The sequence below is a fragment of the Clostridium sp. Marseille-Q5894 genome (assembly GCF_946902305.1).
Taxonomy (GTDB): domain Bacteria; phylum Bacillota_I; class Bacilli_A; order Erysipelotrichales; family Coprobacillaceae; genus Thomasclavelia.
In genome coordinates this window covers 38,655-56,675 of record NZ_CAMPPT010000012.1, presented here as the reverse complement: position 1 = coordinate 56,675, position 18,021 = coordinate 38,655, and the positions used below count along the sequence as shown (strand labels likewise).

Sequence of the window (18,021 nt, the reverse complement as noted above, 5' to 3'; positions counted from 1 at the left end):
TTAAATGCAAGGTGAAACGTACATACCCTATACAGGTATAGGTGGTCAAAATATGGATTCAGGAATTATGCCTGCTGATTTATCGGGGTCTACTCAACCGGGAATTATAGAAGATGAATATGGAACAACGGTTAATGTTGTATGGACATTTCCAGGTGGTATTAATAACAAACAACCTGGAGGATATGGCTGGGGATATGCAGTATTAAAAGGTAAATCTTGTACAGATGACGATATAAAAAAATGGTTAACAGGTGAAATACTTAGTGATAGAAGTGGAGTAACGACTCCATCTATAGTCTTTACAGAAGAAGAAATAGCTGCAGAAGATCCTCGTATTGTTTTGGAAATTAATAACTTGATTCAAAGATATGCAAATGACGTTTTGATGCGTGGAGATTATAATGAATTTCGTGCTAACTATACAGGTTGTGTTTTTATTGGTAAATAATGTTAGTTAGTAATCGAATAATTGTTAATATTCAAATTGATTATCATAATCATTATTCTTTAATGGGACATTGGGAAAAATTTACAATATCAGATGATAAAGATATTGATTTATTTATACATGTGAGTTCTCATTTGATGCATAAATATGGTATTGATATTTTAGAACCGCAACCCGGATGTGCTGTGTTGAAGTGTAAAAATGCTTTGTTAAGTGCTAATGATGATTGGAGTAAAGCGAGTATCACGTTGCTTGATGGTCAAAGTGATGGCTTAGAGGGAGCGTTGATTGCAGCGATTATGACACATCTATCGACTCGTCATGGAATGATGATGCATAGCAGCCTTGTTGATGTGGGTGGTAAAGGAATCATGTTTATTGGACCTTCAGGTATTGGTAAGACAACGCAGGCAGAGTTATGGCATAAGTATCGTGATGCAGTAATTATTAATGGTGATATGGCGTTAGTTCATGATGATGGTCAAACGTATTGGGGATGTGGCTGTCCATGGCATGGATCATCACCATATTGTGAAAATAGACAAGTTGCACTATCGGGAATTGTAGTATTGCAGCAGAATTTAGAAAATACGATAGAAAAACTTGATGGTATTAGAATGGTTGAAAGAGTGCTGGCAAATGTCTTTTTACCACACTGGTATGAAATAGGGGTTGAAGCAGTAATGGCAACGCTTGATGGTTTATTATCTTGTGTGCCTGTTTATTTGTTGAAGTGTAGACCTGATGAAGAATCAGTTGAGTTAGTTGAAAGGGCTATATTGAATGACTAAAAAGATTAAACACTACATAAAAAGAATAAAAGAGGGGCGCTTAAAAGAGCTGGTTTCTCAATGGTTATGGATGGGAAGCTATATGAAACGCTATTGGTTTTTAATTGGAACATATACTCTTTTAGGGGCTTCGGGTTCTTTTTTAACGTTAGGGACATCGATGGTTTCTAGAGATTTGGTAGATGCAATTACTGGTCAGAATTCTTTAGGAATCGTAAGAGTTGTTGCTTTATATGTTGGTGTAGGGGTGTCACAGTTGTTTATTAATGCCTTTAAAACGCGTTTATCATTACGCATTAGTATGAAAGTGAATAATGAGATTCGAATTGATATTTTTTCTCAGATCTTACAGACTGATTGGGAAGAATTGTCTAAGTATAGAACGGGGGATTTAATGTATCGAATCAATGGTGATGCTGCAATGGTTTCTAGTAATATTTTAACGTATTTACCTAATGTGGTTTCAATCTTGATTTCATTTGGCGGTGCTTTTATTGTGATGGTACAAAATGATATTATTATGGCATTAATTGCTTTAGCAGGTGCTCCAATTTCGTTTATGAGCACCCGTTTTTCTATGAGAAAAATGCGTGATTTTCAGCGTAAACAAATGGAACTGCAAAGTCATAAGACATCATTTAATCAAGAAACATTACAAAATATGCAAATGATCAAAGCCTTTGGTTTGGTTGATTATTTTATTAAACAATACAAAGATGTTCAGGATCAATCGATTGATTATGCGATGCTCCAAAATAAATTTCAATCTAAAATGACGATCTTGACAGGATTTATTGGTCAGCTGATTGGTTATGCTTGTTATGGTTTTGCAGCATATAGACTATGGCAGGGAGATATTAGTTATGGAACAATGACATTATATGTGTCAATGTCTTCATCTTTAAAAGGATCGTTTTCATCGGTTTTAAATTTATTGCCAACAGCGATGCGAGCTGGTATTAGTGCTGGCAGAATCATGGAAATTATTCAATTACCTAGGGAGTCTCTAGAAGATGAGCAGGAAGCAAAAAAGCTTTTAGCTAAAGCTAAAGATGTAGGAATTACAGTAGAGATGAAAGATGTTAGTTTTCGATATGGTGATAATCCTTATGTATATCAAAATGCTAATATGATTGCTTCATCAGGTGAAATCATTGGTTTGATTGGACCTTCAGGTCAAGGTAAGACAACGACGTTAAGGATCTTGTTAGGATTATATCATCCTAAAGCAGGTGCAGTAACTGTGAGTAATCCTGGTTATGAAACTATTCCTATTAGTTCAGGAACGAGATGTTTATTTAGTTATATTCCTCAAGGTAATACTTTGTTTTCGGGAACAATAGCTGACAATATGAAAATGCTTAGACCTGATGCTAGCGATGAAGAGATCATCGAAGTTTTAAAAACAGCTTGTGCCTGGGAGTTTGTTACCCAATTAGAAAAGGGGATCCATACAGAAGTAAGTGAAGGAGGAAATCGCTTTTCGGAAGGTCAGAAACAAAGATTGAGTATCGCTCGAGCATTGATGGCTAAAGCGCCAGTATTATTGCTTGATGAAGCTACAAGTGCTTTAGATATGGTTAGTGAAAGAAAGGTTTTAAAAAATATTTTACGTCGTGATCCTTTACAAACGATTATTGTAACTGCCCATCGCCCTAGTGTTTTATCTATATGTGATCGTGTTTATAAAATTCAAGAGGGACGAATTGATGAAGTGAATGAAGAAGAAATAGAGGCTTTTTTAAATGAGGTTTAATGGAGGAAGATAGATGAAATTAATAAGATATACTGTTATCATAGTTTTCTGTTTGTCCTTAGGTGTTTTTTTAATAGCTAAGAGCAAGGAATTAATTAGTAAGGATCCTACTTTACCAACTATCACAAGTGATCGTGATGTTTTAGAGATTCCTTGTGAATATACTCAAGAACAATTATTAGATGGATTAAGTGCTTTTGATAAAGAAGATGGTGATCTAACTAATAAAATATTAGTAGGAAATATGACAAGATTTATTGATAAAGGTCTTTGTAGTGTTACTTATGTTGTTTTTGATTCCTCTAATCAATCAACAAGTCTTACTAGAAATGTTCGTTTCACAGATTATCATTCACCAAGATTTATAACAGCTAAACCTTTAGTGTATATAGAAAAAGAGGGGAATTATCAAAAAACGATATCGCAAATAACGGCTGAAGATATGCTTGATGGTGATTTAACAGAATCAATAATTCAAGGCACTAGCGATGTAAACTATACTACGGCGGGCAGTTATCATTTAACTTTAGAAGTAAGTAATAGTTATGGTGATGTTAGTACAATGGAAATCCCTATACATATAGTAAAAAGTGAAAATCAAAGTATTAATATTGAACTAACCGAAGGAATTGTTTATATTAACGCTGGAGAAACGATCGATCCATATCAATATATTGGAAGTGTTGAAACTATTTCTAAAAAGAAGGTTAACAAAAAGAATGTCACAATTGATTCTCAAGTTGATACCAATACACCAGGAATATATGAAATTCATTATAGTGCGGTTTCGTCTGGAGATAAAGGTGAAACCTGGTTAACTGTAGTTGTTGAATAAATTGTAAAGGAGAAGAAGAAATGAATCAGGATGAGATTGATTTAGATTCGATTAATTATCGAGGGGTTATCAAGGATTTATTAAAAAACTGGTGGATGATCATTCTTGCAGGTGCTTCTTTATGGTTAGCAGTTACCGGAGTTGGAGAATTAATTTATGTGCCTCAATACACTGTTTCATCGACTTTAGTAGTAAGTGCTAAAGGTGATAGTAGTACTTATACCTCACTTGCAATGGCTACACAAATGGCCGATGTAATCAAAGAAGTTTTTCAAAGTGATGTAATGAAAGAACTTGTAGAAAAAGAAACAGGTAAGACGATTGATGGTGTGATCAGCTGTGAGCAGGTTCAAGAAACAAATCTTTTGGTGTTGAAAGTAACAACCAATGATCCGCAAAACAGTTACCTTTTTATGAATTCAGCTTTAAAACACTATGACGAAGTATCAGATTATGTATTTACTAACGCATCTTTACAAATTTTACAAGAGCCGACGATACCAACATCACCATCTAATAGTCCGATATTAATGAATCGTCGTAATGAATTAGCCTTATTAGCAGCTGCTGTAATGGCGGGAATTATTGTTTGTTTATATTTATTTAGACATACACTTAAAACAAGTAAAAATGCTTCTAAACTATTAGATGGTAAGATATTAGGAGTTGTTCCTTTTGAAAAGAAGAAAGGGAAAACAAAAAAATCTAATCAGGCATTACTCATTAATTCACCTATCGTTAGTATGAGTTTTGTGGAATCAAATCGTAAAATAGCATCACGAATCGAGAATCATTTAAATAGACATCAGCAAAAAATAATTTTAGTCACTAGTATTAGTGAAAACGAAGGCAAATCGACAGTAACTGCTAATATAGCTTTATCACTAGTTGAAAAGAATAAAAAAGTATTGATTATTGATGGTGATTTTAGAAAACCAGCACAATATAAAGTATTTGATAAAGAAAAATCACAAAATAATTCATTAGTTGATATTTTAACTGGAAAAATATCTTTAGAAGACAATGTTTATTTTAATAAAAGAACTAATATTTGGGAATTGTTTGTTTATCAAGCAGTAGAAGAACCAGCTGGTTTGATGGATACAATAAAGTTAAAAGAGATAGTAAATAAATTAAAAGAACAATTTGATTATATTATTATCGACTGTTCACCATCAACTGTTTCTACAGATGCTGAAGTATGGATGGATGTCGCTGATACAACTTTATTGGTTGTTCGTCAAGACTGGTCAGATATCAGAGTAATCAATGACACTGTTGACCTTATTTGGCAAAGCAACTGTGATTTCACTGGTTTTATTCTTAACTTCTTCATCGAAGAAAAAAGTGATCAAGAAGCATATGGCTATGCCAATTATGCTTATAACAGGCATGAAAGTAGGTGAGATTATGGATGAACAAAAACTCAAAAAATCAATGACAGAAGAAGATTATGTCGAAATTGACTTACGAATTTTAGTTCATGATTTTCTCAAGATCATTCGTGAATACTGGGGATTATTTTTTGGAATCATTATTATTACAACGATAATTTATAGTACTTTTTGTTATTTGACATATGATCCTTATTATCGCTGTGAAGCTACATTTACTGTTGCTACCGGAGATGAAAATAGTGGCAGCTACAGTTACTATTATTCGCAAAATACTGCTGATCAATTATCAAAAACGTTTCCTTATATTCTTGATAGCAGTTATTTTAAGGGGATTTTACTTGAAGAACTAGGCGTAGATAAATTAAATGGGACATTAAGTGCAAGTACAGTTAGTGATTCAAATATTGTAACGATGGCAGTAGAAAGCCCTAAAGCTCAAGATGCTATTTCTATTTTAACTTCAGCAATTGAAGTATATCCTGATGCAGCACGTTTTGTTTTAGGCGAAATTCAATTTCATATGATCAATAATCCCCAAATGCCTACTGTTCCTTACAATAACTTATCATTTTTTAAAACAGTAAGTTTAGGTGTTTTGATCGGAGCTGCAATTGGTTTAATTATTTTGGGAAGTATGGCCTTTTTTAGAAAGACAATAAAAACAGTTGATGAAATGAAACGGATTACAAGTTTAAAATGTATGGCAACTATTCCTAAAGTTAAATTTAAAGCGCGTAAAACACAAAAATTAAAGCGGATTTCGATACTTGATCGGAGAATATCTTATGGTTATAAAGAAGGATTACGTTCTTTACAAATAAGATTAGAGCGAGCTTTTGATAAAGAAAGAAATAAAATTATTTTAATTACCAGCAGTGCTTCTGGAGAAGGTAAATCAACGATCTCAACTAATTTAGCCGAAACATTTGCTGTTAATGGTAAAAAAGTTCTTTTGATCGACGGTGATTTACGTAAACAGGCACTTGCGCATATTTTAAATTGTCCTAATAGTAAAGGAATTCAAGATGTATATAAAAATGATGATGTGTGGCTGGGAATTAGTGAATTAAAAGAAGAAAAGCTTTGGTTTTTAGGGGGGCAGGAATTAGTTGAAAATCCAATTGCAATTTTAAGTGATCCTAAGTTAGGAGAATATCTCAACAAAATCAAGCAGGAATTTGATTATGTTATTATCGATACACCACCTTGCGGGATATTTCAAGATTTTATGCAGCTTCAAGATTATGGTGATGCGTTATTATATGTTGTAAAATATGATTTCATACCACATCAAAAAATACAAGATGGTTTATCAATGTTAAAAGATGAAAGCTGTGTTAAAGGTTATGTCTTTAATTTTTATACTCAGAATATTCATGATTATGGTAGTTATGGTTATGGTAAATATGGCTATGGTTATGGGTATGGATATAAAGATAAGGGGTAATGATCTATGATCGATATCCATGTTCATATTTTGCCGGATTTAGATGATGGGGCAGATTCAATGGCAGAATCGATAGCAATGGCTAAACTTGCAGTTGAAAGTGGAGTTAGGGCGATGGTCGTTACCCCGCATAGTAATCAAATAAAGCGGTTTGAAAATTTCTATGATGCTAGTTTAATTAAATCTTTTGATAATTTTAGTAGAGAACTTGAAAAAGAAAAAATTGATTTAAAGGTTTATTTAGGAATGGAAATTTTTGCTTCTGATGATATTGTAGAAAAAATAATAAATCAAAGAGTTATTGGCTTAAATAAAACAAAGTATTATTTAATAGAATTTGCATTTGATGAACATCCCCAGTATATAACAACGATTTTAAAAGAAATTCTTAAAATAGGGAAAATTCCGATCATTGCTCATCCAGAACGATACATCTGTATTCACCAAGAACCATGGTTAGTTTATGACTGGTTAAAACTAGGATGTTTATCTCAAATTAATAGAGGAAGTATACTAGGAAGTTTTGGGACAACGGTAAAAATGACGGTAAAAAAATTATTGAAATATAATTTGGTGAGTATAGTTGCTAGTGATGGTCATAACAGTATTTATCGGCGAACTAATATGGACGAAATACAAGATTATTTAGAATTGAATTATGGGATTGATTATGCTAGAAGATTACTTTATCTTCATCCTAAAGCTGTGATTGAAGATAAGATGATTCCTTTTATTAAAGAGGAGGGAAAAAATGAATCAGATTTTTAAAGATATAAGAACATATTTTATGATTATTTTAGCAGGGATCTTAGGCTGGATTTTATATCTATTTAATAAATATCCTATTTTGTCATTTAAATATATGCTCATTATGATTATCATTTTTTTAGCTCTTGTAGTAATATTAGCATTGAGTCAATATAAAGCTAAAAGTAAAAAAATAAAAATAGCTGGAAAAACAGTAATTATCTTATTATGTGTATTAGTAATTCCGATAAATTATATTTTTGATAAAACTATGAATGCTTTAGTTCAAACAGAAAATCGCATTGAAACAGATACTGTTTCTGTAATTGTTAAAAAAAATAGTTCTTACCAGTATACGCAGGATCTAAAAGGAAAAGTATATTCAGTATTAGCAGCTGATGATGGTTTAGTTGATAAAACTATAAAAAAAATTCAAAGAGAAAATAAAGAAAATATCAAGCCTAAAATATATTCAGGAATAGTAACGTTGGTGAATGCACTATATTGTAATGATGTTGACTGTATTATTATCAATGAATCTTACCGTTCAGTAATTGAAGAAAATTATCCTTCTTTTTCAGATGATACAAAAGTCATTTATTCAAAACAATATATATCAGAAATGGAAGCCCCAGAAAATAAAGATGTTACTAAAGACACATTTAGTGTTTATGTTAGTGGTATCGATACATATGGCGCTATCACTACTAAATCACGTAGTGATGTTAATATCATCATAACTGTGAATCCGACAACTAAAAAAGTTTTATTAACAAGTATTCCGCGTGATTACTATATTCCTTTTAATATTCTTGATGGTCAGAAAGATAAATTAACTCATAGCGGATTATATGGAATCACTGAGACAATGGCTGATGTTGCTGCCTATTTTAATATTAATATTGATTATTATGTTAGAGTCAATTTTGATAGTCTTATCAAGATCGTCGATACAATAGGCGGTATCGAAGTTCAAAATCCACAAGCCTTTGGTAATTTTAAAGCTGGAACTATTTCTTTAAATGGTCAAGAGGCTTTAACTTTCTCTCGTGAAAGGTATGCATTTGAAGACGGTGATAAAGAACGAGGTCGGAATCAGATGCGTGTAATTACTGGAATCATCAATAAAGTACTTTCACCAACGATTTTAAATAGTTATGATTCATTGTTGGAAACATTAAATTCCTCATTTCAAACAAATATTTCAGAAACCCAAATGATAAGTTTAGTTCGAATGCAAATAGAAGACATGAGTGCCTGGGATATTCAACAGACTAGCGTTGATGGTAGTGGGGCAACACTTTACTCACCTATTTATGGGGATGATTTATATATGATGGTTCCTGATGATGAATCGGTTAAAGCGGCTAAAGCGCGAATAGAAGAATTATATTAATAAAATGTTGGTTTAGGGTCATGTTTAATTAGAAACATGACCCTATTTTAGTAACAAATAGTTTATTTATTAGACTTAAGTAAGAATTTAAATTTTAATTGCAGTTGACAAAATAGAATTAATGTATTATATTTAAAACAGTGTTACGTAACAATGTTTTAAATTGGAGGAGCTATGGCGAAATTAAAAGAAGGTGTTTATGAAAAAATCATAGACTGTGCAAAAAAAGAATTTTTAGAAAAAGGTTTTAAGGATGCGTCTTTACGTGTGATTGCTAAAAATGCACAAACAAGTACCAGTTCTATTTATACTAGATTCAAAGATAAAGAGGGACTATTTGATGCGATCGTGCAGCCGGTTATAAGTGAATTTGAAAATTATTTTTGTAACCAGCAGGAAATATTTCATGAAATCGATGCTACAAAACAAGATGCGTTAAAATATGATTTTACTAGTGAATGTTATGATGATATGATCGATTATATTTATGATCATTTTGATGAATTTACATTGCTTTTAAAGTGTTCTTATGGAACGAAAGCAGCTGATTTTATTGAACGGCTTGTTGATGTAGAAGTCGCATATACGATTAAATTTATCGAAGCAACAGGCAATGATGCAATTGAAAAAGGAAGAGCTAACCGTTCATTTTTACATGTTGTGACAAAATCGTATTTTACTAGTGTTTTTGAAATAGTTTTTCAAAGTATGAAAAAAGAAGAAGCTACACATTATATCCAGCGGTTAAGAAATTTTTATAGTGCCGGATATGAGACGATATACCATCCTGAAAAGATAGAGTTCTAACGAACTCTTACTTTTAAACCTTTGGGTTAGCCGTTACTAACTAAAAGGAGGATAAATATGGAAGAAAAGAAGACTTCACCATATATTCGATTATGGAATATGGGTAAAGAAGAACATGGAAAATTACTATTAGCAATTATATTAGCAGTTATTGGGGTAACAAGCAGTATGGCGGCTTATTATAGTGCTGCCAAAATGATTGTTGCGCTATTAAATGGAAATGAGAATTTTAATTTTTACTTAAATTGGTGTTTAATTGCATTTTTAGGTTATGCGATCAAAGCAATATTTTATGCTGTTGCTTTATCATGTTCACATCAGGCAACTTTTTCAATTATGAAAAATATTCGTATAGAATTTATGCATAAACTTGCAAAATTGCCGATGGGTACGTTATTAGATATCCCTAGTGGACAAATGAAACAAATCATTGTCGATCAGGTAGAGGGGATAGAGCGGCCTCTAGCACATCTTTTACCAGAAATGACAAGTAATATTCTAGCACCAGTGTTAGTTATTATTTATTTGTTTATGATCAACTGGAAAATGGCGTTGGTGTCGCTGATTTCATTACCAGTTGGTATGATTTTTTCGATGCTGATCATGAAAGATTATGCTAAAAAATATGAAGGATCAGTAAAAATAACTCAAAAAATGAATAATACAATTGTTGAATATATCAATGGGATCGAAGTTATTAAAGCTTTTAATCAAGGACAAAACTCATATCAAAAATATCATCAGGCCGTGATCGATAATGCAAGTTATTTTTATCATTGGATGAAAAGCTGTCAATTTCCCATGGCAGCATATACAGTAATTGCGCCTTCGACTTTAGTAACTGTTTTACCAGTTGGACTATATATGACGATGAATGGAAATTTATTAGTTAATGATTTTATCACGATCATGATTTTATCATTAGGAATCGTTGAACCGCTTTTAGCAGCATCAGCATTCATTGATGATCTTGCTAGGGTGAGCACGACTGTTGATACTTTGGATAGTATCTTAAAAAGTCCTGAACAAAATCATAAAACAACTCCAGTTACTATTAAAAATAGTGAAATTGAAATAAAAAATGTTTCATTTTCATATCATCAAGGAAAAGAGGTCTTACATGATATTAACTTGAAGATCCAGCCAGAAACAATGTGTGCATTTGTTGGTCCAAGCGGGAGTGGTAAATCAACGATCACAAAGCTGATTGCAGGTTTTTGGGATATCGAAAAAGGCAGTATTAAATTAGGTGGACAAGAATTGAATGATATTCCTTTGACCCAGCTAAATGATTGTATTGCCTATGTGTCACAAGATAATTATTTGTTTGATCAATCGATTCGCGAAAATATTCGTAATGGTAATGTATCTGCTAGTGATGAAGAAGTTGAAGCCGTGGCTAAAGCAGCTGGCTGTGATGAGTTTATTCGTCAATTGGAAGATGGTTATGAAACTAACTGTGGTGGTGCTGGTACTCATTTATCTGGTGGTGAAAGGCAAAGAATTGCGCTTGCTCGAGCAATGTTAAAAGATGCTCCAATCGTTATCTTAGATGAGGCGACAGCTTATATCGATCCTGAAAATGAAGCAATTATTCAAAAGGCCGTTGCTTCACTTGTTAAAAACAAAACTCTTATCATTGTTGCCCATCGTTTATCAACGATCATCGAGGCTGATCAAATCGTCGTTGTTAATGATGGTAAGATTGAAGCAGTTGGGACTCATCAGTCATTATTAAAAGACTGTCAGCTTTATCAAGATATGTGGCGAGCTCATATTGGAGCAAAGGAAGGTGAGAAGGATGATTGAGGTTTTTAAGAAAATATGGCTATTTGCTGGTGATGAACAGAGTAATATTAAAAAATCAGTTGCAATAGGTTTTATTTATGCTGTCTTTCATATGTTTCAAGTAGGTGCTATATTTTTTGCGATAAGTGCTATTGTTGAACAAAGTCAAGACCGCCGCTATATTTATTTGTCTTTATTAATGATGCTTTTAAGTATTATTGGAAGGATAATCTGCTTTTATTTTTCAAGATTGCAACAGACTCATGCTGGATATTTCATGTCGGCAAATAAGCGAATCGATATCGGTAATCGTCTAAAAAGCATTCCAATGGGATTTTTTAATGAAAATAGTATGGGGGAAATGACGGGAATTACGACTACTGTTTTAGATGAAGTGGAAAATACCGTACCAATGGTATTAGTTAATATATTAAGTGGTTTTATTAATGCGTTTGTTTTTATCTTGTATGTCTTGATTTTTGATTGGCGAATCGGTTTGATCGTCGTTATAGCAACGATCTTGTATTTATTTGTCACTGCTAAAATGGAGAAAAAATCAAGAAAATTAGCACCAAAACGTCAAGAATCTGAAGCTCAACTGGTTGATGCAGTTTTAGAAAATATTCGTGGAATGTTTATTGTTAAATCTTTTAACTTAACACGTTTGGATGATAAAAAAATAGATCGGGCGATTGAATATAATCGAGCTAGTAATTTTAATATGGAAAAATTATTTACACCATATACTGTTGCTCAGGAACTTGTATTGAAATTGTTTAGCGTCTTGATCATGGTAGCTGCAATTGCATTTTATTTTCAACATACGTTATCTCTAACTTATTGTTTAATGATGATCGTCGTTTCATTTATGATATTTGGTCAAATTCAATCTGCAGGAAGCGGAATGGCTATTTTGCGTGTGGCTGGAAGTTCGATTGAACATGCTAATAAAATTGATGAAACACCACTTCTTGATGAAAATGGTCAAAAGTTTGCTCCTGATCGTCATGATATCGTACTTGATCATGTTCATTTTTCTTATGGTGAAAAAGAAATACTTCATGATATTTCATTAACGATTCCTAACCAATCGACTATTGCGGTTGTTGGACCTAGCGGTTCAGGAAAAACGACACTTTGTCATTTGATTGCCAGGTTTTGGGATGTTGATCACGGAAAGATTTTGATTGGTAGAAAAAATATAAAAGATTATACATTAGAATCATTAATGGAGCAAATTAGTATGGTATTTCAAAATGTTTATTTATTTAATGATACGATTGAAAATAATATTAAATTTGGGGTTCCTGAAGCTTCTTTAGAAATGGTCAAAGAGGCTGCTAAAAAAGCATGTTGTGATGATTTTATCGAAGCTTTCCCTGATGGTTATCAAACTATTATTGGTGAAGGTGGTTCATCATTATCAGGAGGTCAAAAACAAAGAATTTCGATTGCTCGAGCAATGTTAAAAGACGCCCCAATTATTATTTTTGATGAAGCTACAGCTAACGTTGATCCTGAAAATGAAGATAAATTGCAAAAAGCAATGGAACAGTTGATGAAAAATAAAACGATCATTATGATCGCTCATCGCTTAAAAACAGTAAGAAATGCTGATCAAATCATCGTTATTGATCAAGGAAATATTGTTCAGCAGGGAAAACATGAGCAATTAATTCAAGAAGACGGTATTTATAGAAATTTTGTTTTAGAAAGAGAAAAGACTACAAATTGGAAATTATAAAAGAACTGGAAAACTTTCCAGTTCTTTTAACTATTTTTTTATCAATGGTTTAGTTGAATTAGCCGAAAAAACAAATGTTGAGACATTATGTAAAAGTGCACTTGTACTAGGTTGTAATAAACCAAATAAACCACTTAAAATAAGCAGGCTGTTGAATGACACGATTTGAGCATAATTTTTTTTGATTCGTTTCATAAGTAATCCAGATAGTTGTTTTAAAGCTACAATTTCTTGAAGCTGACTAGATACTAATGTAACATCCGCTAATTCTCTAGCAATATCAGAACTATCCTGCATCGAAATAGAAATATCTGCCACCGATAAAGCCGGAGTATCATTAACGCCATCACCAACCATAACAACTTTATGTCCGTTGTCTTTTAACATACGAATATATTTAGCCTTGTCTTCAGGCAATACATTGGCCTGATATGCTGTTATTTCTAATTCTTTAGCAATATGTTTAGCTGCATTTTCACAATCTCCAGTCAACATGACAATATTTTCAAAACCATTCATCTTCAACTCATGAATAACTTGTTTAGCTTCTTCTCTTAATGGATCATAGATGCTGATTATTCCCGCTAACTGTTGACCAATAGCAAGATAGATAAGAGAACTAGAGCCGCGGTTTTGCAAATCATGGATGAGGTTGACGATTTCATCAGTTTTTTCGATTTTTTCATCTTCAAAAATAAAATGTTCACTGCCAATAATTGCTCTTTGACCATGTAAATATGTCGCAATACCATGAGCAATAATATATTCCACTTTAGCATGTTCTTCATAATGGACAAGATTTTCAATTTCTGCTTGTTTAACAATTGCATTAGCAACACTATGAGGAAAATGCTCTTCTAAGCAGGCAGCAATCGATAAAACTTCATCACGAGAATAGTTTTGTAAAGGAATAACTTCTTGTACCGAAGGTGTAGCATGTGTCAATATTCCCGTTTTATCAAAAACAATTGTATTTGCATTAGCCATTGCTTCTAGATATTTACCACCTTTGACCATGATTGAATGCTTACTAGCTTCCTGCATCGCACTGATGATAGAAATTGATGTTGATAATTTAATAGCACATGAATAATCAACCATTAAGATCGATGTGGCTCTTGTTAAACTTCTTGTTAAAAGCAGCATTGTCAAAAATCCCATCAGACTGAAAGGGACGATTGAATCAGCAAGATGTTCAGCATTTGCTTGAATACTTGCTTTTAATGATTCGTTGGTATCGATCATATCAACTATTTTTGAAATTCTACTTTCTTGCTGTAGATTTCTAACTTTAACATAAATTTTTCCTTCTTCAACGATAGTTCCCGCAAAGACAGTATCATGTTCTTTTACATGTTTGCTTAAAGGTTCACCAGTAAAACTAGATTCGTTGACCATTGCTTCACCACTAGTGATTTCACCATCAATTGGAATCATCGCTCCTGTTTGGATAATGACAATATCACCTTTTTTTAATTGTGGCATAGGAATTTCTAATTCAGTTTCATTTTCTAAGATCCATACTTTATTTAAGTGATATGATAAACTTTCTTTAAGCTGTAAAGTTGTCTTCTTTTTAGTATAGTCTTCTAATAATTCTGAAATCGATAATAAAAACATGATATTTCCTGCAGTATTAAACTGACCGTTAATCATGGAAACCCCAATACTTGTAGCATCTAATACTGGGACATTTATTTTTCCTTTTTTCAACGAATGGAGTCCTTTTTTAAAGTACTGACAGGCCATGATAAAACAAGAAATTCGCTGAAATGGTAGTGGTAAAAGCCACTTGACAAAATATCTTTTAAAAAGCAAAATACTAAAATTTTTAATATAATGATCTTTAATATTTTTTTGCATTAATTCATAACTTTTATCATTTTCTGTCAATGGTATAACTGGTGTAAATTCATCAATGGATAACTGTTCAACAAGTTGGAGTAAATCATCACGTCTTTGTTTATCATAAATAAATAAAATACTGCCTGTAATATGATTGACTTCGATTTGAAAAACCATCTGCCATTTTTTTAATTCATTACAAAGACTAGGTTCAATATTTTTTGAAAAAGCATAACGTCCATAACGAATTCGCATTCTACCAGGAATATCATGAACGATTTGATAGGTTAGCATTTACTATTCACCATCTTTTTTATTTTTAGCTTCATTGACGATATCAAGTGCATCTTCTTTCATTGTTTCATAGCTTGCAACAACATCGTCTTTTATTTTCATTCCTGTTGCTAGCGAATTAACAGCAATTGTTCTTGCCTTATCAGTTTTAATAAAATGATTTCCTACAAGCGCTGTAATCACGCCTCCAGCAAATGATGCAATTATTTTTTTCATACAAGATCCCCCTTATTAAAATTTTTGATAGCTGATTGCTATCACAATATAACAATACGCCATTTTTATTTTGAATTCAAACATTTAGATCAAAATGATTAAATATTTATCGAAAAAAGAAAAAAATATGATATTATTTAATTAGTTATTGCTAACTTATATTTATAATCAATGAAAAGAGGAAAATAATGAGAGTTCTTATATATGGTGCTGGTGTCTTAGGATGCCAATTAGCACACACTTTACAACAAACAAAGCATGATATAACCCTTCTTGCTAGGGGAAGCTGGAAAGAAAATATTGATAAAAATGGTTTGCTTATTCGTCATTATATTCAAAGAAAAACATCTGTTGATCGAATTTGTACCATTGAAACATTACTGCCAAATGATCGATATGATTTAATTTTTGTTGTGATGCAATGTAATCAATTGGCCTCAATCGTGCCTATTTTATCAAAAAATACTAGTTCAAGAATCATCTTAGTTGGTAATAATGGTGATGCTCCAGGTATCGAAGAAAAAATACAAAAGCTATCACAAACAAAAAAAGAAATTGCATTTGCTTTTCAAGGAACAGGTGGTCGTAGAGAAAAAGAGCGGGTTATTAGTATTTATAAAAGTTTATCGATGACGATTGGAAAAGCTAATGGTTCATTATCACCATCTTTTCAAAACCAGATAGAAGAACTTTTTAAGTCTACTGCTTATAAACTCACTTGGCAGATTCAAATGGATGCATGGTTGAAATGTCATTTAGCATTTATTTTACCGATTTGTTATGTCTGTTATAATGTTGCTGGTAAATTACCTAAAGCAACGAGAAAGCAGCGAAAAATGATTTTAGATGCTACTAATGAAGGCTATGAAGTTATAAAAAAATGTGGTTATCCAATCTGTCCTAAAGATGATGATCGATATTTTCAACCAGGGGCAAAAAGATTTTTAATGGTAATGATGATGTTTATTATATGTAAAACACCATTAGGCCGTTTGGCAGCTAGCGATCATGCCATGCATGCTGTAGCTGAGATGCGTTTGTTAGATCGGCAGTTTGATGTTTTATGTAAAGAGGCTGCAATATCTATGCCTTTTTGGCAAGAGTTAAAAGATGCGATGGGTGATTGGCAATTATTATAAATAACGATAAAGCATATTTGATTGATAGTACTTTAAAGTGTAGTTGATATAATTTTGATAGCTTGACATTTAATAATTCATTGATTAGTATATAACATATACCCTTATAGGTATAAGGAGGAATATGATGAGAAAATGTATGGATGCTGACAATCTGCATAGAAGATTGAAAAAGATTATTGGACAAGTTCAAGCAATCGATAGAATGGTTGATGAGGATGTTCCCTGTGAAGATGTATTAGCACAAATCAATGCTGCAAAGTCAGCCTTGCACAAGGCTGGACAGGTTGTCTTAGAAGGGCATATCAAACATTGTGTGCGTGATGGTATTGAACATGGTGATGCTGATAAAACGATCGAGAGTTTTACTAAGGCGGTTGAGCGTTTTGCAAATATGCGATAAATGAAATTGTGAGTAGAATTTTATTAAATGAGGTATAGTCATTTTTGACTATGCTTTTTTGCATTAATTAGATTATTGGGGCAGGAATTTTTTATCTTTTTTAGATCGTGAGGATAAGGAAGCTAAAAAGATATATAGTATTACAATAATTGTAGGAGTTGTCATTTTGAAAGTATCACTGTTGATGTAAAATCATATCGTTTATGATATGATTTTTATTTACTTTTATTTTTAATAATCGTTATAATATAAATAAATTAGAGGTTTTGAATTGACAAATAAGAAATAAAGGTTATACTGATAATTAGATTATCGATAATCTAATTATCAGTTGAAAGGAGTAAGTATGGCAAAACCAGATGAATCAATAGATCCTAGAATCCTGAAAAGTGCAAAAGAAGAATTTTTAAAAAACGGCTTCGAAAAAGCCTCATTAAAAACAATCTGTACTAATGCTAATGTGACGACAGGAGCATTATATAAACGTTATAAAGGAAAAGAAGAATTGTTTGGAGCAATCGTCCAGCCAACCCTTGATGATTTAAATGAAATTTTAGAATCTAAAAAAATAGAAAATCGCGGTTATTTGACAGATGAGCAATTAAAGCTTGCCTGGAATATGGATGAAGCAGCAATGCTTTGGTGGTTCGATTTTCTTTATCAAAGAAAAGATGGTTTTGTTCTTCTATTAAGCTGTAGTGAAGGAACAAAATATTCGAATTTTGATCATGACTGGGTTCAATTAATGACGATAGAAACTTATCCGTATTATTTAGAACTTGTTAAGCGGGGAAAATGTCATAAAGATCTTTCCCAAAAGGAATTACATGTTCTTCTATCAGCCTTTTGGGCAACTATTTATGAGCCGTTTATTCATGATTTTTCATGGGATGAAATTGTTGAACATAGTCATTTTGTTTGTTTGCTTTTCGACTGGTATCAAGTATTAGGTATTTAAACTCCCG

General features: G+C 32.3%; 16 protein-coding genes. 14 read left to right on the top strand and 2 right to left on the bottom strand.

Annotated features, from left to right (window positions below):
* The first annotated feature begins 4 nt into the window (after positions 1-4).
* The 11 genes from OC535_RS14030 (at position 5) to OC535_RS13980 (ending at position 13,159) form a co-directional block, all read left to right on the top strand.
* The gene (locus OC535_RS14030) at positions 5-451 is read left to right on the top strand and encodes a hypothetical protein (protein ID WP_498824098.1); all 447 of its coding nucleotides are present in this window, start codon (positions 5-7) and stop codon (positions 449-451) included.
* The gene (locus OC535_RS14025) at positions 451-1,242 is read left to right on the top strand and encodes a hypothetical protein (RefSeq protein ID WP_498824097.1); all 792 of its coding nucleotides are present in this window, start codon (positions 451-453) and stop codon (positions 1,240-1,242) included. Before OC535_RS14030 ends, OC535_RS14025 begins: the two co-directional genes overlap by 1 nt.
* A complete protein-coding gene (locus OC535_RS14020) occupies positions 1,235-2,998 on the top strand; it encodes an ABC transporter ATP-binding protein (protein ID WP_498824096.1) in 1,764 nt (587 codons plus the stop codon). The genes OC535_RS14025 and OC535_RS14020 overlap by 8 nt, the downstream gene beginning before the upstream one ends.
* A gap of 13 nt (positions 2,999-3,011) precedes the next feature.
* Positions 3,012-3,833, top strand: a complete 822-nt coding sequence (locus OC535_RS14015; protein WP_227052559.1) for an immunoglobulin-like domain-containing protein — start codon at positions 3,012-3,014, stop codon at positions 3,831-3,833.
* Positions 3,834-3,853: 20 nt separating this feature from the next.
* A complete protein-coding gene (locus tag OC535_RS14010) occupies positions 3,854-5,239 on the top strand; it encodes a polysaccharide biosynthesis tyrosine autokinase (protein ID WP_498824095.1) in 1,386 nt (461 codons plus the stop codon).
* A gap of 4 nt (positions 5,240-5,243) precedes the next feature.
* Positions 5,244-6,677, top strand: coding sequence for a polysaccharide biosynthesis tyrosine autokinase (locus OC535_RS14005; RefSeq protein WP_498824094.1), 1,434 nt, complete (start codon positions 5,244-5,246; stop codon positions 6,675-6,677).
* 6 nt (positions 6,678-6,683) lie between these two features.
* Positions 6,684-7,445: a tyrosine-protein phosphatase gene (locus tag OC535_RS14000; RefSeq protein ID WP_498824093.1), complete on the top strand. Its 762-nt coding sequence runs from the start codon at positions 6,684-6,686 to the stop codon at positions 7,443-7,445.
* Positions 7,429-8,820 (top strand): LCP family protein, encoded by a 1,392-nt coding sequence (locus OC535_RS13995; protein WP_498824092.1) that lies wholly within the window; start codon positions 7,429-7,431, stop codon positions 8,818-8,820. Before OC535_RS14000 ends, OC535_RS13995 begins: the two co-directional genes overlap by 17 nt.
* 174 nt (positions 8,821-8,994) lie before the next feature.
* On the top strand, positions 8,995-9,627 hold the full coding sequence (locus OC535_RS13990) for a TetR/AcrR family transcriptional regulator (protein ID WP_227052564.1): 633 nt from the start codon (positions 8,995-8,997) through the stop codon (positions 9,625-9,627).
* A 57-nt stretch (positions 9,628-9,684) separates the two neighbouring features.
* Complete coding sequence (locus tag OC535_RS13985) at positions 9,685-11,436, top strand: ABC transporter ATP-binding protein (RefSeq protein ID WP_498824091.1); 1,752 nt, start codon at positions 9,685-9,687, stop codon at positions 11,434-11,436.
* The gene (locus tag OC535_RS13980) at positions 11,429-13,159 is read left to right on the top strand and encodes an ABC transporter ATP-binding protein (protein WP_498824090.1); all 1,731 of its coding nucleotides are present in this window, start codon (positions 11,429-11,431) and stop codon (positions 13,157-13,159) included. The genes OC535_RS13985 and OC535_RS13980 overlap by 8 nt, the downstream gene beginning before the upstream one ends.
* A gap of 30 nt (positions 13,160-13,189) precedes the next feature.
* Here OC535_RS13980 and OC535_RS13975 read toward each other — a convergent pair whose 3' ends face one another.
* Positions 13,190-15,298: a heavy metal translocating P-type ATPase gene (locus OC535_RS13975; RefSeq protein WP_498824089.1), complete on the bottom strand. Its 2,109-nt coding sequence runs from the start codon at positions 15,296-15,298 to the stop codon at positions 13,190-13,192.
* Positions 15,299-15,301: 3 nt separating this feature from the next.
* Positions 15,302-15,514 carry a hypothetical protein gene (locus OC535_RS13970; protein ID WP_027089744.1) on the bottom strand — a complete coding sequence of 71 codons (213 nt, stop codon included), beginning with the start codon at positions 15,512-15,514 and terminating at the stop codon, positions 15,302-15,304.
* 188 nt (positions 15,515-15,702) lie between these two features.
* On the opposite strand from OC535_RS13970, the gene OC535_RS13965 reads away from it, so the two are divergent.
* The 3 genes from OC535_RS13965 to OC535_RS13955 all read left to right on the top strand — a co-directional run bounded on the left by OC535_RS13965 (position 15,703) and on the right by OC535_RS13955 (position 18,014).
* Positions 15,703-16,653, top strand: coding sequence for a ketopantoate reductase family protein (locus OC535_RS13965; RefSeq protein ID WP_227052568.1), 951 nt, complete (start codon positions 15,703-15,705; stop codon positions 16,651-16,653).
* Positions 16,654-16,780: 127 nt separating this feature from the next.
* Complete coding sequence (locus OC535_RS13960) at positions 16,781-17,056, top strand: metal-sensing transcriptional repressor (protein WP_227052569.1); 276 nt, start codon at positions 16,781-16,783, stop codon at positions 17,054-17,056.
* 346 nt (positions 17,057-17,402) lie between these two features.
* Complete coding sequence (locus OC535_RS13955; protein WP_227052570.1) at positions 17,403-18,014, top strand: TetR/AcrR family transcriptional regulator; 612 nt, start codon at positions 17,403-17,405, stop codon at positions 18,012-18,014.
* The last annotated feature ends 7 nt before the right edge of the window (positions 18,015-18,021 follow it).

What these genes read in the sequence shown, in the direction of transcription:
- OC535_RS13995 (WP_498824092.1), top strand. Translation starts at nt 7,429, where the DNA reads ATGAATCAGATTTTTAAAGATATAAGAACATATTTTATGATTATTTTA.
- OC535_RS13980 (WP_498824090.1), top strand. Translation starts at nt 11,429, where the DNA reads ATGATTGAGGTTTTTAAGAAAATATGGCTATTTGCTGGTGATGAACAG.
- OC535_RS13985 (WP_498824091.1), top strand. Translation starts at nt 9,685, where the DNA reads ATGGAAGAAAAGAAGACTTCACCATATATTCGATTATGGAATATGGGT.
- OC535_RS14000 (WP_498824093.1), top strand. Translation starts at nt 6,684, where the DNA reads ATGATCGATATCCATGTTCATATTTTGCCGGATTTAGATGATGGGGCA.
- OC535_RS13960 (WP_227052569.1), top strand. Translation starts at nt 16,781, where the DNA reads ATGAGAAAATGTATGGATGCTGACAATCTGCATAGAAGATTGAAAAAG.
- OC535_RS14020 (WP_498824096.1), top strand. Translation starts at nt 1,235, where the DNA reads ATGACTAAAAAGATTAAACACTACATAAAAAGAATAAAAGAGGGGCGC.
- OC535_RS13970 (WP_027089744.1), bottom strand. Translation starts at nt 15,514, where the DNA reads ATGAAAAAAATAATTGCATCATTTGCTGGAGGCGTGATTACAGCGCTT.
- OC535_RS14015 (WP_227052559.1), top strand. Translation starts at nt 3,012, where the DNA reads ATGAAATTAATAAGATATACTGTTATCATAGTTTTCTGTTTGTCCTTA.
- OC535_RS14010 (WP_498824095.1), top strand. Translation starts at nt 3,854, where the DNA reads ATGAATCAGGATGAGATTGATTTAGATTCGATTAATTATCGAGGGGTT.
- OC535_RS14030 (WP_498824098.1), top strand. Translation starts at nt 5, where the DNA reads ATGCAAGGTGAAACGTACATACCCTATACAGGTATAGGTGGTCAAAAT.
- OC535_RS14005 (WP_498824094.1), top strand. Translation starts at nt 5,244, where the DNA reads ATGGATGAACAAAAACTCAAAAAATCAATGACAGAAGAAGATTATGTC.
- OC535_RS13955 (WP_227052570.1), top strand. Translation starts at nt 17,403, where the DNA reads ATGGCAAAACCAGATGAATCAATAGATCCTAGAATCCTGAAAAGTGCA.
- OC535_RS13965 (WP_227052568.1), top strand. Translation starts at nt 15,703, where the DNA reads ATGAGAGTTCTTATATATGGTGCTGGTGTCTTAGGATGCCAATTAGCA.
- OC535_RS14025 (WP_498824097.1), top strand. Translation starts at nt 451, where the DNA reads ATGTTAGTTAGTAATCGAATAATTGTTAATATTCAAATTGATTATCAT.
- OC535_RS13990 (WP_227052564.1), top strand. Translation starts at nt 8,995, where the DNA reads ATGGCGAAATTAAAAGAAGGTGTTTATGAAAAAATCATAGACTGTGCA.
- OC535_RS13975 (WP_498824089.1), bottom strand. Translation starts at nt 15,298, where the DNA reads ATGCTAACCTATCAAATCGTTCATGATATTCCTGGTAGAATGCGAATT.